This is a genomic window from Massilia sp. YIM B02443, assembly GCF_030411955.1.
Classification (GTDB): domain Bacteria; phylum Pseudomonadota; class Gammaproteobacteria; order Burkholderiales; family Burkholderiaceae_D; genus Telluria.
In genome coordinates this window covers 76776-95545 of record NZ_JASNRA010000012.1, presented here as the reverse complement: position 1 = coordinate 95545, position 18770 = coordinate 76776, and the positions used below count along the sequence as shown (strand labels likewise).

Here is an 18770-nt window from a genome sequence, read left to right as displayed (position 1 = left end):
TCGTTATCGGCGTCGTTGTATGCCTGGTTTCAGCGCAGCGCCGCCTTCGCGCGCGCCGCGTGCAGCTTGCGGTAGCTGTCCATCAGGCGCTGATGGCGGTCCAGCCCTTGCAGGTCCATCCCGGTCGGGGTCAGGCCGTAGAAGCGCACGCTGCCGTCGACCGAACCGAGCGCCGCATCCATGCGCGCGTCGCCGAACATGCGGCGGAAGTTGGCGACGTAGTCGCTAAGGTCCAGCTCGTCGTCCAGCGTCACCTCGAGCACCACGTTCAGCGCCTGGTAGAACAGGCGGCGCTCGACGGTGTTGTCGTTGTACTGCAGGAAGGCCCCGACCAGGTCGTGCGCATCTTCGTGCTGGCCCAGCGCCAGGTGCACCAGCAGGCGCAGTTCGAGCACGGTCAGCTGGCCCCATTCGGTGTTCTCGTCGAACTCGATGCCGATCAGGGTGGCGATGTCCGAATATTCGTCCAGCTCGTTGTTGTCGAGCCGTTCGAGGAGTGCCCCCAGCGCTGCGTCGTCGAGGCGGTGCAGGTTCAGGATGTCTTCGCGGAACAGCAGCGCCTTGTTGGTGTTGTCCCAGACCAGGTCTTCGACCGGATAGACTTCCGAGTAGCCCGGCACCAGGATGCGGCAGGCGGTGGCGCCCAGCTGATCGTAGGTCGCCATATAGACTTCCTTGCCCATCTCTCCCAGGATGGCGAGCAGGGTTGCCGCTTCCTCGGCGTTGGAATCGTTGCCCTTGCCCGAGAAATCCCACTCGACGAAGTCGTAGTCGGACCTGGCGCTGAAGAAGCGCCATGACACCACGCCGCTGGAATCGATGAAGTGCTCGACGAAGTTGTTCGGTTCGGTGACCGCGTGGCTGGAGAAGGTCGGTTGCGGCAGGTCGTTCAGGCCCTCGAAGCTGCGGCCCTGCATCAATTCGGTCAGGCTGCGTTCGAGCGCCACCTCGAAGCTCGGATGCGCGCCGAACGAGGCGAACACGCCGCCGGTGCGCGGGTTCATCAAGGTCACGCACATCACCGGATACATGCCGCCGAGCGACGCGTCCTTGACCAGCACCGGGAAGCCCTGCTCCTCCAGGCCCTTGATGCCGGCCACGATGCCGGGATACCTGGCCAGCACCTCCTGCGGCACGTCGGGCAGCGCCATTTCGCCTTCCAGGATCTCGCGCTTGACGGCGCGCTCGAAGATCTCGGACAGGCACTGCACCTGGGCTTCGGCCAGCGTGTTGCCGGCGCTCATGCCGTTGCTGGCGTACAGGTTCTCGATCAGGCTGACCGGGAAGTACACGGTCTCGCCGTCGCCATGGCGGGTGAACGGCAGCGCCACGATGCCGCGCTTGACGTTGCCGGAGTTGGTGTCGAACAGGTGCGGGGCGCGCAGCTCGTCGTCCGGGTTGTAGATGTCGAGCGAATAGTCGTCGAGCAGGCCGGCCGGCAGCGCGTCGTCCTTCCCCGGCTGGAACCAGCGCTCGTTCGGGTAGTGCACGAAGTCGGCGTTCGCGATGTCTTCGCCCCAGTATGCGCCGGCGTAGAAATGGTTGTTGCTCAGGCGTTCGATGTATTCGCCCAGCGCCGAAGCCAGCGCGCTTTCCTTGGTCGCGCCCTTGCCGTTGGTGAAGCACATCGGCGAATGGGCGTCGCGGATGTGCAGCGACCAGACGTTGGGCACGATGTTGCGCCACGAGGCGATCTCGATCTTGATGCCCAGGCCCGCCAGCAGCGACGACATGTTGGCGATGGTCTGCTCCAGCGGCAGGTCCTTGCCGGGAATGCGGGTGGCGGTCGCGGTATCCGGCTGCAGCGTCAGGAGCGCCTGGGCGTCGGCGTCCAGGTTGGCCACTTCCTCGATCACGAACTCGGGGCCGGTCTGCACCACCTTCTTGACGGTGCAGCGCTCGATCGAGCGCAGGATACCCTGGCGGTCCTTGTCGGAGATATCCGGCGGCAGCTCGACCTGGATCTTGAAGGTCTGCTGGTAACGGTTCTCCGGGTCGACGATATTGTTCTGCGACAGGCGGATATTCTCGGTCGGGATGTTGCGGGTGTCGCAGTACAGCTTCACGAAATAGGCCGCGCACAGGGCCGACGAGGCCAGGAAGTAATCGAAGGGACCGGGCGCCGAGCCGTCGCCTTTGTAGCGGATCGGCTGGTCGGCGATCACCGTGAAGTCGTCGAACTTGGCTTCCAGGCGAAGCTTGTCGAGGAAGTTGACCTTAATTTCCATATCAGAATTCCAAAATGTCGCGTAAAACGAAATGGGCGCCATTATCCGTTGTTTCAGCCGATCGGCATAGAAAAAGCGGAGAAAAACCGTTGTGAAAACAGGGATTTAGGGAATAAAAATGGTTCGGCAAACCCGCTTCAGCCAGCCGCCGCGCTCGTGCTCCCGGCGCCGGCGGCCCGCTCCCAGCGCCGCACCAGCGCATCCACGTCGTCGACCGGGAAGCGCAGCAACTCGACCACCGGCTCGTCGATCTGTCCATAGCAGCGTCCTTCGTCCCCGTCCGCGCCACCGTTGGCCAGTCCGGGGAGCGGCACCTCGGGCGGCTGGATTTCTTCATAGTTATAGATAGTGATGAACGACGCGTTTCCACGGCAGCGGTACATCGTCACCTCCGCGAACAGCGGCGCCTCGTCCACATGCGGGATCAGGAGCGACGTCACCGCGCCCGGATCGCGCTCCAGCCTGCGGCGCACGGCTTGCTGATCGTGGATGAAGTGGAACTGCAGCGGCACGTTAAATTCCGTGGCCCACGACCCGGTCTGCTCGCAAAACGGTTTGCGCGCACGCGCCGCGCCGGCCAGTGCCGACGGGATGACGCAGGCGCCCAGTTCGACCAGCCACACCACGATCCGCGCCGCCCCACCCGGCACCGACGGCGTGTCGGCCACGATGACGGCGGGCGCAGCCAACAGCACGTCCGGACGCAGGAAGAAGTAGACCGCGGTTTCGGCCGCCGAGCGCGCGTCCAGCTGCACGGTCCACGCGGCCCAGGCCGCCCATTGGACGTACCACGCCGCCAGCCCGAGCGCCGCGCCGGCGCGCCCCATCCAGCGCGGGTGGCGCACGTTGCCCCATGCGGCCACCCGGTTCGCCGCCAGCGCCAGCCACGAACTCAGGCCCAGCGTGTACAGCGGATTCGGCATCGCCGGCGCCGGCGCCGTGGCCCAGGCATACAGCCACGCGACCGGCAGCGTCAGCACCAGCGCGGCGGCGAAAACGTATTTGGCGGCCGGGGCCACCCGAAGCGACGGCGCAAAGTATGCGCTGCGCATCAAATCGTGCGTTGAACCGTGCTCGCCTTGTTTCATTCGCGAATTTCCATAGAATCGTCGACACCTCCATTGTTGAGCAACTAGCTTCGCGCGACAACTGGTCACTTCCCTCACGACGTCGACGGCATGAACCTGAAAGCGGCAAGACCCTATCTGTTGGCGGCGCTGATCAGCGTCGGCGCCCTGGCCGCCTGGCGCAGCTTCGGCTGGAACACCATGGACCCGGTGAACAGTCTCGGCCTCGACCTGTCCAGGCCGGATGCGCTGATCCTCAGCCACAGCATCGCCGCCCTGCCGCGCGACCTGCTCACCATTCCGCTGGCGCGCGACGTGCTGCGCGAAGACCTGGTGTTCTACTACGAGCAGAGCGAAGACCGCCTGGGCCTGAAAGGCACGCTGCGCCGCATCGCCTACGAGCACGAGCTGGACTGGGGCGACCAATTGATCCGCGTGATCCTCGACCAGCCGGCCGAGATGGCGCTGTGGCGCGACGGCGACGGCACGCTGCGCCACTTCGCCGTCGCCGTCACGCGCAGCCGCCTGGGCCGCGTGGTCGAGGAAGCGGCCAAGGTGGCGCTCAAGGACACCCAGATGCGCCTGGCCGGCGAACTGCGCGTGGGCGACGCGAACGCCCAGGTGTATGCGCTCGACTACGCCCATGGACGCACGCTGCTGTTCGTGGCGCATGGCGAGCGCATGGTGATCCTGTCGCATCCGGGCATGCTGTACGGCGGCGACAAGGAAGACCGGCTCGATGCGCGTGCCAAGAAGGTGGTGGCCGGCCTGCTCGACCCCGATGCACGCAACAACGGCGTCTTGCGCCAGGGGTTCCAGCTCGGCGCCGGCATTCCATCGGGTCACAGCGTGGCGGTCAAGGCCGACTTCCTGTCGTTCGGCTACCAGCCCTTCTTCGGCGCGCTGCAGGCGCTGCGCTTCGATTTCAGCCGCAACAAGTGGCAATCGCAGGTGCTGCTCGACGGCGCCGCGCTCAAGGGAGGCGGCTACAGTGGCTACGATAGCCGGCCGCTGTGGGACACCCTGCCCTATGGCGCCAGCGCCTGTTTCAGCGTGCCGGCCGACTGGGCGGCAATGCGGCCGGTGTTGAAACGCCTGGGCGCGGCACGCGATGCGCAGCTCGAACCGCTGGCGGCGCAATTCTCCGGTCCGGCCGCGGCCTGCTGGTATGGCACGTCGAATCTGTACACGCCGGTGTTCGTGGCGCGCCGCGCCCAGGCCGGCGGCGGCGCTGATCGCGACGCGGCGCTCGCCGCCCTGTTCGGCGCCACCGTCGGGCCGAGCGATGCCGTCGACAGCGCTGGCGCCGGCGCACGCTGGCAGCGCGCCCGGCCCACGCCGGCCGGCGCGTTCACGCCGACGCTGGCGGCCAGCGGCGACACCGTCGTGTTCTCGGCCGACCCGGCGCTGGTCGACGGGGTGCTGGCGGTGCAGGCGAAACGGGCGGCCGCCGCGTCGGACCGCCTGCCGGCGCCGGCGCGCACGATCGGCATCGTCAACCCGGCCGCGCTGGCGCAACTGATGCGCAAGGAAGCATCCGAGGTGCTGCCGGCCGCCACCGAGCCGGTGCTGCGCGGCGCCTTCGACACCCACATGGCGCCGCGCCTGGATGCGCTGGCGCGCTATCCGGCTTACCGCATGGTGCTCGGGCCCTTGCCAGCGTCGGGCAAGGCCTGGACCCGGCTCGAGTGGCAAGCGATCCAATGAGCACGCGCCGCGACGGCTTGCAGCTGCTGGTCGCACTGGCCGGCGCTTGCGTATTTGCGCCGGCTGGTGCCCTGACCCGGCTGCCGGACAAGCAGATCCGCCTGTCGTCGGCGCAGGGCCGCGCCTTCCGCGCCTGGATGGTGCGCATCGTGCGCGTGCAGGTCGAGCGCGGCCCTTCTCCGCGCTGGCAGCACCGCGACTGCGCCGGCCTGGTGCGCTTTGCCGTCACCGAAGCATTGACAGCGCACGACGCGCGCTGGCTGCGCGCCAACGGCATCGCCACCAACCGCTTCCTGCCGCCGGAGCTGGGCTTGAGCCCGGAACAGGCCAGGCTGCGCAACCGCTGGCTGCAGACCGGCGGCACGGTCGGCCACTTCGTCACCGCGCTGGCGCTGGTGCAGCACAACAGCCGTCCGCTCGGGCGCGACGTCAACATCGCGCAGCCGGGCGACCTGCTGTTCTACGACCACGGCGACGCCCAGCACCTGATGGTCTGGATGGGCGCGCACATCGCTTACCACACCGGGACCGTTACCCCGGACGACAACGGATTGCGCAGCGTCGGCATCCGCCAACTCATGAACTGGAAGGACACACGGTGGCATCCCTCGGCCGACAATCCGAACTTCGCCGGGGTGTACCGGCTTGCGTTTCTCGCCTAGCCCAGCTGCTGCATCTGCTGCTATTGGCGTTGCTGTTCGCCCTTGCGCTGCCGGGGCGGGCCGAGACGCGCGAGCGCCCGCCCAGCAACTACGAGCCGTTCAAGGGCGCGCCGTTCTTCCTGCTGTCCGACACCAGCTACGGCAGCGCCGACGTGGCGCGCGTGCGGCTGGAAGTGCCCGAGCGCGACGCCGCCCGCGCCGGACTTGAAGCATATTCCGGCGTCGACATCGTGGTCTACCGCGTGCCTCAGCCGCTCGAATTCCTGAAGAAACAGCGCAACCTGCACCGCATCGAGGTGACCGGCAACTACCGCGGCGAAGGCCTGGCCAATACCTTGCGCCACCTGTGGGATACCTGGTGGAAGGAGTCGCGCCTGGTGTGGCGCAAGCTGTTCTCGGCGCCGGCGCGGCGCGCCGTCACCGAAGCGCAGCCGGGCCTGGCCACCAGCCCGGCGATCCACCGTCCGACCGTGTACGCCCACCATCCGCAGTACAAGCCGATCAAGGGCTTCGACATGGTGGACAGCTTCCGCTACCCGCTCTGGCACGCCAAACCGATCGAACCGCCGCCCGGCGTCAAGCTGGAAGGCTCGAGCAGCGAATTCATCGACTTCGACGCCGGCGGCAACGTGATGATCCCGATCGGCAAGCGCGCCCCGGGCCTGTACCTGGTCGAAGCCATGATCGGCGAGCACCGCGCCACGACGCTGGTGTTCGTGTCGGACACGGTGGCGGTCACCAAGATCTCGTCCGGCCAGATGCTGGCCTGGACCGCACGCCGCGACAACGGCGCCGCGGTGGCAAATGCCAGCGTGGCATGGAGCGACGGCGCCGGCATCCTGCAGTCAAGCCGCAGCGGCGCGGACGGCGTCGCCATTCTCGAACGCGCCAGCCCGGAACACACGTATCTGCTGGGCGAGGATCCGGCCGGCGGCGTGTTCGTGTCCGAGAATTTTTACTATGACAGCGAGATCTACAACACCAAGATCTACGCCGTCACCGACCGCCCGCTGTACCGGCCGGGCGACGAAGTCAACATCAAGATCCTGGCCCGCAACTTCGTTTCGGCGCGGGTGTCGCAAGCGGCGACCGCCGGGCCGATCGGCCTCACGCTGGTTGACCCGAACGGCACGCCGGTGCTGACGCAAACGCTGCAGCTGTCGCCCGACACCGGCGCCGAGACGCGCCTGCGCCTGCCCGAGTCGGCCGGCGCCGGCGGCTACGAACTGCGCATGCGCTACGGCGAGGACACCTATGGCGCGGCGTTCCGTGTGGCCGAATACATCAAGCCGCACTTCGAGATCGACGTGCGCCCGTCGCGCACCGACTTCAAGACCGGCGACACCGTCACCGGCACCATCGCCCTGCGCTACCCGGACGGCAAGCCGGTCAAGCGCGCCCACGTTTCCATCAGCCTGCGCAGCCAGAAAAACACCATGGTCGAGGGCGAGCTGCGCTACGGCGGCATGTTCCCGATCGAACTCAAGACCGAGGAACTGCGCAGCGACGACGACGGCAATATCGGCTTCACGCTGCCGGCGGCCGCCGACCCGTCGCGCTACATCCTCACCGTGCTGGCCACCGACGGCGCCGCCTACCGGGTCAAGACCACGCGCGAGCTGCTGGTCGAACGCGCATCGACCGGCTACCAGCTGCGCGCCGCCCGTAATTTTTCGGAACCCGGCCAGCGGGTACGCTTCGCGCTCACCGCCCAGGGTCCGATCATGCAACGGCCCACGCGCTGGGAACTGATCCGGCTCGAATCGCAGACCAAGACGGGCGGCGCCTTCGACCCCAACGCGCGTCACTGGGACCTGGACTTTCCCGGCGCCGGCTCTTACCAGCTCAACCTGCGCGACGAGCGCGGCAACCTGCTGGCCGCGGCCAGCCACTGGGTGGCGGGCGACGGCGTCAAGGCGGCGCCGGGCAGCATCGAGATCGTGCTCGATCGAGCGCGCTACGCGCCGGGCGACATCGCCGAAGCCTTGATCACCTTCCCGGAACCGGTGCAACAGGCGCTGCTGACCCTCGAACGCGACAAGGTCGAGCAGCACGGCCTGGTGGCCGGCGACGCGCCGTGGTACCAGGCGCGCCGCGTCGCTCCGCGCCAGTGGCGGGTGCGCATGCCGGTGCGGGCCGAGCACGGGCCGAACATGACGTTCTCGGTGGCCTACGTGCGCAACGGCGAATTCGTGTTCGAGAACGCCGGCCTGGAAGTGATCGAGCCGCGCATCGCGCTGCAGTTCAGCAGCGACAAGGAGGTCTACCAGCCCGGCGAAACGGTCACGCTCGACGTGTTCGCGCAGCTGGACGGCAAGCCGCTGGAAACGCTGGTGACGCTGGGCGTGGTGGACGAGATGATCTACGTGCTGCAGCCCGAGATCGCGCCCGACATCGGCGACTTCTTCCACCACCTGCGCCGCAACAACGTGCGCACGACGGCCAGCCTGGCCTTCATCAGCTACGACATGGCGCAGGGCCGCGGCGGCGCGGCGCCGGCGCGCCACAACTACAACGAGCGCGGCGTGAAAGTGCTGGAGCGGCCGCGCCGCGCCGAAGTCGACACCGCGTTCTGGGCGCCGGCGCTCAGGACCGGCGCCAACGGCCGCGCGCGGGTGTCGTTCGTGATGCCCGACGCGCTGACCCGTTGGCGCATCACCGGGCGCGCCATGGACGCGCAAGGGCGCGTCGGCCAGCGCAGCGCCTACCTGCGCTCGGACAAGGCCTTCTATACCAAGTGGACCGCGCCCGACTGGATGCGCGAGGGCGACGCGCCGCGCGCGGCGATCGCGGTGTTCAACCAGACCGGCAGCGAGCAGCCGCTCGACGTCATCCTGGGCGCCGGCGCCCAGCGCAGCAAGCAGATCTTGAAGGCGCGCCCCGGCGTCAATTACACCGAATTCGCGCTGGCGCCCGGCGCCGGGCCGTTGCGCCTCGAAATACACCACGCGGGCAAGCTGGTCGACGCCCTCGACGCCCCAATGCACACGTTGCCGCAAGCATGGAGTGCGCTGCGCACGCAAACGGTGGCGCTGAACGGCGTCGACCTGCCGCTGAACCTGCCGCTGAACTTGCCACCTGATGCGCGCAACGTGCGCCTGAGCTTTGCCGCCGGCGCCGCCAGCCATTTCGCGCGCATCGCCGACGATTTGATCGCCTATCCCTACGGCTGCGTGGAGCAGACCGCTAGCCGCCTGATTCCGCTGACGATGGCCCTGCACGGCGTCGGCGCCGCCAATCCGGACGTGCGCGAGCGCTTGACCGCGACGCTGCAGGCGCAGCGCCTGCGGCTGGTCGCGATGGCGGGTCCGCAGGCGGTATTCGGGTGGTGGGGCAACGCCAGCCGCGAGGATCCCCTGATCACGGCCTATGCCTATTACGCCGACTGGCTGGCCGCGCGCGCGCTCGGCATCGCGCTGCCGCCCGAGCACTGGAACAACGTGGTGACCGTGTATCAAAAGCACGGGCCGCGCAAGCCCCTGCTCGAGCGCGCCCTGGTGCTGTGGCTGGCGCAGGAGATGGGCCTGCCGACGCGCACGCTCGCCGCCGGCCTGGTCGAAGAACATGGCGCGACCCAGCTGGGCGCGCCGGCGCGGCGCCCGGCCATGTCCGATTCGCTGGTGCTGGGCGCCACGCCCGAGCGCGGCGCCGACGCCATGGGGCTCGGCCTGCTGGCGGTGGTGGCCGCCGCCAACGAAGTCGCGCTGCCGGCCGGGCTGCAGGCCCAGGTCGATGCGGCCCGGAAGGCGCTGGCGGCCACGCGCGCTCCGGCCGCCCGCGCGCTGCTGATGCTGGGCGGCCAGTTGCCGGCGGCCGGCGCCGACTCGGTGCTGGCGGCCGCCAGCGCCGACCTGCCGACCATCGACCGCGCGTTGGCCCTGATCTGGGTCCAGAAAGTGCTGGGCGGCGCGCCGCCGGCGCAGTTGCCGGACGTTTCCCCGAGCGGCGCCTGGCGCATGGCCGACCGCCGTTCCGGCATGCCGGTCTGGCATTGGGCCGACCCGAAAGCGCTGCCGGCGCGCCTGCAGCTGGCCGCTGCGCCGCCGGCCGGCACGGTCGCCATGCTGCAGTTCGAAAGCCGCGCGCCGCTCGCGTCCAACCTGCCGCTGCAGGTGCGGCGCCGCATCCTGCGCATGCAGACCTCCGGCAGCGGCTACACGCTGCAGCCGCTCAAGCCCGACGAAACCTTGCGCACCGATGAACTGTATATGGACGAGATCACCCTGACGCCGGCGGCCGGCGCTACTACGCGCTTCGGCCTGGTCGAGGTGGCGCTGCCGCCGGGCGCCTCGGTCGAAGCCACCACCTGGGGCATCGACCTCCTCAATGGCGCCAAGCGCGAAGCGCTGGAACGCGCGCGCCACGTCGAGCGGCGCGACGGCTACGCGGTGCCGATCGACCTGCTGGAAGGCGAGATCAAGGTGCGCCACCTGCTGCGCTTCGCCCAGAAGGGACGCTACCGGCTGCCGCCGGCGCGCTTTTACCGCATGTACCAGCCAAACCAGTTCGCGACCGAGCGGCCGGACAAGGCCGTCGCCGCGCTGCGGGTGGAATGATGCGCCGGATTGCCTTGTCCGCCGCGCTCTTCCTGGCTTCCGGCCAAGGCGGCGCGGCGGCGCTCGATGTCGCCTGGTTCGATGGCGGACGGCTGCGCGCCATCCAGCTGCACCAGCAGCCGTCACGCGGCGGCCACCCACCCACCGCCAACACCCTGGTCCCGCTCGGCAGCCTGTGGAAGCTGTTCGTCCACGTGTATGCCACCGACACCGGTGTCGACATGCCGGACTACCACTGCGGCGGACGGATTCCGGACGAAGTCTATTGCTGCGAGCCGGGCCGGAGCATCGACGCCGACGCCGCACTGGCGCAATCCTGCGGCCTGCTGTTCGCGCCGGCGCGCCTGATGCTGGCGCGCGGCGCATGGCAGGCCTACTGGGGGCGTCTGCTCGGCACCTCGCCGCGCGGCGAGCTGGCGTGGCTCGCCGATCCCGCCCGGCTCGGTCCGGGGAGACAAGTCCGGCTCGGCGCCCTGCTGCGGGTGCTGGGCGCCATCCCGCCGGCCAGCCGCGAACGCGCCGAAGCCGCGCTGCTACGGGTCGTGCTCGATGGGCGCGGCGCCGGCAGCGTGCGCTGGTTCGGCAACCGCCTGCGGGTCAAAACCTTCACCTGGCACCGCCCCGGCCAGCCAGAGACGCGCCTGGGCGGCGCGGCCGGCTGGCTGGCCGACGGCACGCCGATCTGGTTCAGCGGCGACGACAGCAGCAGCGGCATTTTCAAGCGCTGGGCGCCGCAGCTCGCCGCCAGCCCTGCCTTGCAGCAGCGCGCCGGTGGCGACAGCGGCTGCGTGCTGGTCGATTTCTTCGCGCGCTATCCGGTGGCGCGGCTGGACGGGCCGGCGGGACCGGCGCGGGCCGGAACGCTCAGCGGCCGCCACGTGGTGCGCTTCGAAAACGGCCAGCGGCTCGCCTTTACCGGCGCCGGCGACATGACCATGGCGCGTGGCGCCAACGGAAAGATCCGCATCCAGGGCCGCTTCGGCGTCAACGACTACGTGGCGCGCGTGCTCGATCGCGAAGCCGACGCCACCCGGACCGAGGCGGCGAAGGCGCTGGCGATCGCGGCGCGCACCTATCTGCAGCAGAACGCGCGGCCGCTGGCCGCCTGCCAGCACATCGCCGACAGCAGCGCCACGCAGCGGGTCAGCCCGAATCCCCCGTCCTCGCCCGCACTGGCCGTCGCCCGCTGGACCGACGCGCTGGTGCTGGAAGGCGCGCAGGTGCGCTACCACCGCGACCTGGCCGGGACCGACGTGCTGGCCTGGAACGAGGCGCTGGAACAGGCGCGCAAGGGCGCAGCCTTCGACGCCATCCTGGCGCACGCCTACCCGCGCGCCAGCCTGACGATCGCCGGCGTCGGCGGCCAGCGCTGCCGGCGCCTGCATCCGAACGAGGCGTGGCTGGCGCGCATGCTGCCGCGCTGGGAGCGGGTGCTGCTGCGCGAGCCGGGCTACGAACGGCCGGCGCAGCTGCCGACCGTGTGTGCGCTCGACGTCGGCGCGCCCTATTCCGAACAGTCGCGCGGCCGGGTCTTCATGCGTGCGCTCGCCACGCGCGAGGACCGCATCACGCTGGCCCACGAATACCTTCATATCGCGCTGCGCCATCATCCGCGCGGGCAGGACGAACGCTACGTCGAAGGCCTGGCGCGCCGGCTGGCCGACCAGAACGTGGGGAGCGACTGACATGATCCGTCACTGGTTCAATCGCGCGATGCTGGCGCTGCTGCTGCCCGCCGCCTCGGCCTCAAGCCAGAGCGTCGGCCTGGAGGCGCCGGTCGGCGGCTGGAAGCGCGCCGGCCTGGTCGACAAGTCCGATGAGCTGGCGGTGAACTATCCGTATTCGCTGATCGACCGCGGCGCCCAGAAGTCGCGCACCATGATTCGCGGCCGGCTCGGCGCCGCCAGCACGCAGCGCCCGTTCCACGGGCTGGTCGTCAACGGCAACCCGACGCCCCTGTACACCGACGACGACGGCCGCTTCGCGCGCGCCTACAGCTTCGGCAGCGGCTCGAACAGCGTCGAAGTACGCGCGCCTGACGGCAAGCCGCTGCGCCGCGTGCAGTTCTTTGAGGCCGACCGCCAGCGCCCGCAGCCGACCTTGCGCGTGATCGCGGCCTGGGACGACAACCAGGCCGAGATCGACCTGCACGTCCTGACGCCGGACGGCGGCCACGCCTTCTGGAACAAGCCGTTCCTGGCCAATGGCGGCGGGCTCGACGCCGACACCGTCGACGGTCCGGGGCCCGAGACCTTCACGATGACCTCGCAGTTGCGGGGCAGCTATCAGGTATGGATCAACTATTGGGGGAATTTTGGCGACAGCGGTTACCACTTCGACGAATCGACCCGCCAGCGGCCGGTCATCACCACCCGCATCACCCTGGTCTTCAACGAGAACACCCCGCGCGAACGGCGCGAGGATGTGGTGGTGCCGCTGCGCAGCATCGGCCAGCTCACGCTGGTCAAGTCGTTCGTCTATTAAGGCCATGACATTCGCCCGCGTTCTGGTCTACGTCCTCTGCTGCGCCGCCGGCATGGCCGGTGCGCAGGTGCGGATCGACACGCCGAAAGGCGGTTGGCGCAGCTCGGAAGGCGACCGTGCCAGCTACACCCAGCCGGTGAACTATCCGGCGTCCTCGGTCAGCCTGCAGCCCGGCCAGAGCGAAAGCGCACAGATCCGCGGCAGCATCGCCGAGGCGAAGAAAGAGCGGCCCGCTACCTTGATCGTGAACGGCACGGCGATGCCGATCGAAGTGCACGAGGACGGCTCGTTCGAGCGGCCGTACGGCTTCGGCAGCGGCGCCAACAACGTCGAGGTGCGCGCGCCCGGCGGCCAGGGCGCCGCCCGCGCCCAGTTCTTCGACACCTATGCGGGCAAGACCCAGGCGCGCCTGCGGGTGGTGCTGTCGTGGGATACGCCGGGCACGGACCTCGACCTGCACGTGATCGGGCCGGACGGCGCGCACGCGTGGTACGGACAGCGGGTCATGCCCAACGGCGGCGCGCTCGACGTCGACGTCACCACCGGCTACGGGCCGGAGATCTTCTCCAGCGCCGCGCCGGCGCCGGGCAACTACCACGTGTACGTCAATTATTTCGGCGGTGGGCAGGAGCAGGCCATCGTGACGCTGGCCCAGGTGACGGTGATCGCGCACGAGAATACGCCGCGCGAGAAGAAGCAGACCTTCCGCGTGCCGATGCGCGCGCCCGGCGAACTCACGCTGATCCGGAGTTTCGTCTTCCAGTGACGTCGCGCAGCACTTCGCGCGCGGCGTTGTGGCCCGGCGCGCCGGTGACGCCGCCGCCGGGGTGGGCGCCGGCGCCGCAGGTGTACAGGCCCGGCACCGGGCCGCGATAGTCGGCGTGGCCGAGCATCGGGCGCGCCGAGAACAGCTGGTCCAGGCCCAGCGCGCCGTGGAAGATATCGCCGCCGACCAGGCCGAAGGTGCGCTCCAGGTCGAGCGGGCTCATGATCTGGCGGCCCAGCACCGAGCGCCTGAAATTGGGCGCGTGACGGTCGACCGTGTCGATCATCAGGTCGGCCACGCTGTCGCGATGCGCGTCCCAGCTCGCCCCGTCCGGCAGCTGCGGCGCCACGTGCTGGCAGAACAGGCTGGCCACGTGGCAGCCGGGCGGCGCCAGGGTGGTGTCGAGCGTCGACGGGATCAGCATCTCGACGACCGGCTGGCGCGACCAGCCATGCGCGCGCGCGTCGTGGTAGGCGCGCTCCATGTACTGCAGGCTGGGGGCGATGATGATGCCGCTGCCGTGGTGCTCGGCCGCCTGCGTGCCGGGCAAGCAGCGAAAGTCCGGCAGTTCGGACAGCGCCACGTTCATGCGAAAGGTGCCGGAGCCGCAACGCCAGGCCTGCATGCGGCGCAGGAAGTCGTCCGGCAGCGCGGCCGGATCGACCAGCCGCGTGTACAGCAGGCGCGGATTCAGGTTCGATACGACCACGCGCGCGTCCAGCCGTTCGCCGCGCTCGGTCACCACGCCGGCCGCGCGGCCGCGCTCGAGCAGCACCTCGGCGACGGCGCAATCGGTGCGGATCTCGACGCCGCGCGCCTGCGCCGCCTTGGCCATCGCCGCCGTGATCGCGCCCATGCCGCCGATGGCGTGGCCCCAGGCGCCCTTCCTGCCATTGACCTCGCCGAATACGTGATGCAGCAGCACGTAGGCCGAGCCGGGCGTGTAGGGACTGGCGTAGTTGCCGACGATGCTGTCGAATCCGTAGGCGGCCTTGATCGGGTCGCTCTCGAACCAGCCATCGAGGTAGTCGCCCGCCGACTTGGTGAACAGGTCGAGCAGCTCGCGCTGCGTCGCCAGCGGCAGCTTGCCCAGGCGGCCGCCGAGCCGGCCGGCCTTGATCAGTTCGGGCAGCACGGCGAACCAGCCGCCTTCGACCCGGTTCGGCGGCGTTTGCAGCACCAGGGCGCGCAGCAGTTCGGCGGCGCCGTCGAGCTGCCGCTGGTAGTCCTCGAGGCGCTCGGCGTCGCGCGGCGAAAATCGCGCCACCTCGGTCGCCGTCTTGCCGGCGCCGATCTTCAGGTAGCGGCCGTCGTCCAGCGGCAGGAGGTTGGCCAAGGGACGTTCGACGATGCGCAGGCCATGCCGCCCAAGATCCATGTCGCCGATCACCCTGGGATGCAGCAGCGAGACCGTGTACGCCGCCACCGAGTTGCGAAAACCCGGGTGGAACTCCTCGGTGACGGCGGCGCCGCCGACCACCGGACGCCGTTCCAGTACCGTGACCTTCAGCCCGCCGCGGGCCAGGTAGAACGCGCTTACCAGGCCGTTGTGGCCGGCGCCGATGATGATTGCATCACGCATCACAGTTCTCCCATGCAGGATTGAACGCCATGATCCGACAGGCACGACCATTCTACATCCGGCGCCCTGCATGTTATGCTCGTCGCCACGTCATTCAGAGGGCATACGATGCTGTCGAAACTGGGGGTAGTGATGGTGGGATTGTCGATCGCGCTGCCGGCAGCGGCGCAGGACGGCGGCACGCCGGATCCGAAAGGCACGGAAGTGTGGACGCCGGAGCCGGCACGCGTGGTTCCGGGTTCGACGAGCCGCGCGCCGTCGGACGCGCTGGTGCTGTTCGACGGCAAGGACGCGCGCGAGTGGGTCTCGGCGGCAGCGCCAACAAAAGCCGCCGGCTGGATCGTGGCCGACGGCGCGCTTACCGTGCGTGGCGGCAGCGGCGACATCCAGACCCGGCGCACGTTCACCGACTACCAACTCCATCTCGAGTGGCGCCTGCCGGCCAGGCTGACCGGCAGCGGCCAGGGGCGCGGCAACAGCGGCCTGTTCCTGTCGACCGGCACCGGCAACGGCTACGAGCTCCAGATCCTCGACTGCGGCGACAACCAGACCTACGTGAACGGCCAGGCGGCCAGCATCTACAAGCAGTACGCGCCGCTGGTGAACGCCTGCGCCGCAGCCGGCGAATGGCAGACCTACGACGTGATCTGGACCGCGCCACGCTTCGGCGACGACGGCGCGCTGCTGTCGCCCGCCCATGTGACGGCGCTGCACAACGGCGTGCTGGTGCAGAACCACGTGGCGCTGCGGGGAGAGTCGCTGCATGCCGGCAAACCGGCGTACCGCAAGCACGGGCCTGCGCCGATCAGGCTGCAGGACCATGGAGATGCGGTGAGCTTCCGGAATATCTGGGTGCGGCCGCTGTAATACGGTCGTTTGCTGCACGAAAATCCGCGCATTCTCACGCCGCTCCAGGTAAGCGCTCTTCCTGGATGCCACGATGATGTCTCGCTGTCGCCGTCGTGGCCCGTAGCGTGTGCCAATTCAGGTTGGCCTGGCATCTCTGTTGGTTAGTTACTTTTCTGGAGGGCGCGGATGCCCATCGTGTGGCTTCAAAGCGCGCCCGACATGCGGGCACGCATCCACCGTCAGTTCGACGCGATCGTTGCGACCGCCCCGCGCCTGCCGTTACGGTCGAACGCCGCCACGCGGATCGTGCCACGCTCCACGATCGGACCATCTACCCGTTTGCTCGCGGCCGTCGGATCGCTGCCGTCGCTGGTATAGCGCAGCACCATCCCCGGCAGCACATGGTTGGCCAGCACCCTGCCCCCGTCCAGCACCAGTCCCGGCGGTGCGATGCGATAGGCCACGTTCGAACCATCCAGGTCGAGGCGCGGCAGCACGCGCTGGCCCAGCGCATTGACGAAGCCCGTCCACGCCTGGCGCTGCAACACCTGGCCCTTGACCGGGTCCGGCGCGCTGGCCCACGCCGGATCGGCCGCCCACGCCCGCTCGGCCAGCGCCGCCAGGCGCGGCATCACCAGGTAGTCGAGGCGCGCCGGATCGCGCACGGTTTCCGAGAACAGGTTGGCCTGGATGCCGCGCACGCGGCGCTTGCCGTAGTCGGTCAGGCGGTCCTTGCCGGCGCGCGCCGACTCGGGAGAATCCTTCATGATGTCGAACGGGATGAAGTCGTACACCGTGTCCAGGTCGACGTAGGCGCCCCAGTTGACGCCGTGCTCCTCGGGGTTGGCGTTGCGCGCCATGTCGAAGTACATGCGCGTCACCGGCGTAAGCACGATGTCGTAGCCGGCGTTGGCCAGGCGGTAGGCCAGGTCTTCGAGGCCGACCGTGTTGTTCCAGACGTAGGCGGTGAAGCCGTTGCGGGTGAAGCGCGGATTCGGGATCAGCTTCGATTTGCCGTCCAGCTGGGTCTTGCGCGCGGCCAGCTCTTCCCAGCCCGCGGTGCTCAATCCATGCTTGCGCACGATGGCGTCGACCCGGTCATAGAAATAATCCCACAGGTCGGCGCTGCTCTCCAGGCCGTGCTTGCGCATCATCGCGTGGCTGGCGGGCGACTTCTCCCAGGCCCCGTTGGCCAGTTCGTCGCCACCCATGTGGATGGTCTTGAGCGGCACGCCGGCCTCGCGGTGCAGCGCCGCCATCTCCTTCACCACGTGGTCGATGAAGGTGTAGCTCGATTCCAGCCCCGGGTTGATCACGTTGTCGTTGAACAGCTGGGCCGACACGTACACCGACTTGTCGTCGAAGTCGTTGAGCAGGTAGCGCGCGGCATCCGGCTTGCCGGCCGCCTTCAGGCGCTGGTAGCGCGCCTGCATCGCCTGCACCGCGGCGCGCGCATGGCCGGGCATCTCGATCTCTGGGATCACCTCGATGTGGCGCGCGGCGGCGTAGCGCACGATCTCCTGGTAGTCGGCGCGCGTATAGTGGCCGGTGCCGCGCGGGTCGCGCGGATCGGGGCCGGAGCCGTAGGCCGGATCGAGGCGCACGCCCGGCTTGGCGCTATGGCCGCGCACGGCGCCGACCGTGGTCAGCTCGGGCAGGCCGCCGATCTCGATGCGCCAGCCTTCGTCGTCGGTCAGGTGGAAGTGGAATTTGTTCAGCTTGAAGCGCGCCATCAGGTCGATCCACTTGAACACAGTTTCCTTGCCATGGAAGTTGCGCGCCACGTCGAGCATGAAGCCGCGGTAGCCGAAGCGCGGCGCGTCGACGATCGTCAGCTCCGGCAAGTCGAGCGTGGCGGCGCCCGGCAGCGGCATCAGGTCGCGCAGCGTCTGCAGGCCGTGGGCCACGCCGGCGGCGCTGTTGCCGACGATGTCGATGCCGCCCGCCGCGCTGATCGCCAGGCGATAGGCTTCGGGCGACGCCTGGCCCTCGACGGAACCAACGCGCAGGCGCAGCTGCGGGCCGCCGCTGGCCGCCAGGCTGGCCGGCAGGTTGGCAGTCATCAGCGAGCGCGCCAGCGCGCTCTCGTTGGCCAGCGCGTTCGATGCGCTGATCACCGGGCGCCCGCTCAGGGTCAAACGACCGGCGCCTGGCTGCAGCTGCAATGGCGTCGGCAGCACTGGCGGCACGCTGGCCGCAGGCAGCAGCTCGGCGCGCGCGTTGCGCCAGTAGGTGTCTTCCGGCGACACCGCCGAATGCGGGCTGCCGACCTTGCGCTGGGCCGGCTCGGTGAGCGGCGTCACCGCGTACTGCAGCGGCACGCCGGCATCCGGCGCCGCGTCGTACACCAGATACGGACCGGTCGGCGAGCGTGACGGCATGAATACCGAGTCGACGTGACGGTAGGCGAATTCCACCGCCTGTCCCGGCGCCAGCCCCTGAAAGGCCGGGGTCGGACGCAGGCGGAAGAAGCCGCCCGCGACCTGCTCCAGCGCCAGGCCGTTCGATTGCACGCCGGCCGGCATGCGGTCGATGCCGGTGAAGTACAGCGACCAGCCGGCGGCGGGCAGCGCCTTGCCATCTCCGTTGGTCAGGATGAAGCGCGCCGGCGTGCCGCCCTGCACCAGCTGGTCGTTCGCCGGCCTGCGCTGCAGTTCCCAGCGCAGCTGCAGCCGGGCGCCGTTGGCGGCGCCGTCGGCGGTAGCGGCGGCAACCGGCGCCTGGTTTTCGGCCAGCGCGACCGGCGCCGCCAGCATCATCAGCGCCGCCAGCACGGTGGATGCCACCGCGCTGCGGCCAGTCGTCATCTTGGTTGTTCCCACATCTCTCTCCAGGTCTGCTCTACGCGAACGCGCGGCGCCGTCGCGTC

General features: G+C 69.3%; 11 protein-coding genes. 7 read left to right on the top strand and 4 right to left on the bottom strand.

All coding sequences use genetic code 11. From position 1 onward, the window contains the following. Window positions 1-29 precede the first annotated feature (29 nt). Window positions 30-2228, bottom strand: a complete 2199-nt coding sequence (locus QPK27_RS13955; protein WP_290418853.1) for an OsmC domain/YcaO domain-containing protein — start codon at window positions 2226-2228, stop codon at window positions 30-32. A gap of 137 nt (window positions 2229-2365) precedes the next feature. Continuing rightward, a complete protein-coding gene (locus QPK27_RS13950) occupies window positions 2366-3280 on the bottom strand; it encodes a hypothetical protein (protein WP_290418852.1) in 915 nt (304 codons plus the stop codon). Window positions 3281-3406: 126 nt separating this feature from the next. Here QPK27_RS13950 and QPK27_RS13945 point away from each other — a divergent pair, with 126 nt between their 5' ends. The 6 genes from QPK27_RS13945 to QPK27_RS13920 are packed head-to-tail and all read left to right on the top strand — an operon-like array spanning window position 3407 to window position 13470. Continuing rightward, the gene (locus tag QPK27_RS13945) at window positions 3407-5002 is read left to right on the top strand and encodes a DUF2138 family protein (protein ID WP_290418851.1); all 1596 of its coding nucleotides are present in this window, start codon (window positions 3407-3409) and stop codon (window positions 5000-5002) included. Further along, window positions 4999-5664 carry a DUF1175 family protein gene (locus QPK27_RS13940; RefSeq protein WP_290418850.1) on the top strand — a complete coding sequence of 222 codons (666 nt, stop codon included), beginning with the start codon at window positions 4999-5001 and terminating at the stop codon, window positions 5662-5664. The genes QPK27_RS13945 and QPK27_RS13940 overlap by 4 nt, the downstream gene beginning before the upstream one ends. Window positions 5665-5693: 29 nt before the next feature. Further along, window positions 5694-10220 (top strand): alpha-2-macroglobulin, encoded by a 4527-nt coding sequence (locus tag QPK27_RS13935; RefSeq protein ID WP_290418849.1) that lies wholly within the window; start codon window positions 5694-5696, stop codon window positions 10218-10220. Window positions 10221-10234: 14 nt separating this feature from the next. Continuing rightward, window positions 10235-11905, top strand: a complete 1671-nt coding sequence (locus tag QPK27_RS13930) for a DUF2300 domain-containing protein (protein WP_290418848.1) — start codon at window positions 10235-10237, stop codon at window positions 11903-11905. Window position 11906: 1 nt separating this feature from the next. Further along, window positions 11907-12704: a YfaP family protein gene (locus QPK27_RS13925; protein ID WP_290418847.1), complete on the top strand. Its 798-nt coding sequence runs from the start codon at window positions 11907-11909 to the stop codon at window positions 12702-12704. Window positions 12705-12708: 4 nt separating this feature from the next. Continuing rightward, window positions 12709-13470, top strand: a complete 762-nt coding sequence (locus tag QPK27_RS13920) for a DUF2135 domain-containing protein (RefSeq protein WP_374047066.1) — start codon at window positions 12709-12711, stop codon at window positions 13468-13470. Here the strand turns inward: QPK27_RS13920 and QPK27_RS13915 are convergent. After that, on the bottom strand, window positions 13439-15052 hold the full coding sequence (locus QPK27_RS13915) for an NAD(P)/FAD-dependent oxidoreductase (protein ID WP_290418846.1): 1614 nt from the start codon (window positions 15050-15052) through the stop codon (window positions 13439-13441). The two genes, QPK27_RS13920 and QPK27_RS13915, sit on opposite strands and share 32 nt — an antisense overlap. 108 nt (window positions 15053-15160) lie before the next feature. Between QPK27_RS13915 and QPK27_RS13910 the strand changes: the two genes are divergently transcribed. Continuing rightward, a complete protein-coding gene (locus QPK27_RS13910; RefSeq protein WP_290418845.1) occupies window positions 15161-15919 on the top strand; it encodes a DUF1080 domain-containing protein in 759 nt (252 codons plus the stop codon). A 221-nt stretch (window positions 15920-16140) separates the two neighbouring features. On the opposite strand, the gene QPK27_RS13905 is transcribed toward QPK27_RS13910, so the two are convergent. Further along, window positions 16141-18708 (bottom strand): family 20 glycosylhydrolase, encoded by a 2568-nt coding sequence (locus QPK27_RS13905; protein ID WP_290418844.1) that lies wholly within the window; start codon window positions 18706-18708, stop codon window positions 16141-16143. Between the last annotated feature and the right edge of the window lie 62 nt (window positions 18709-18770).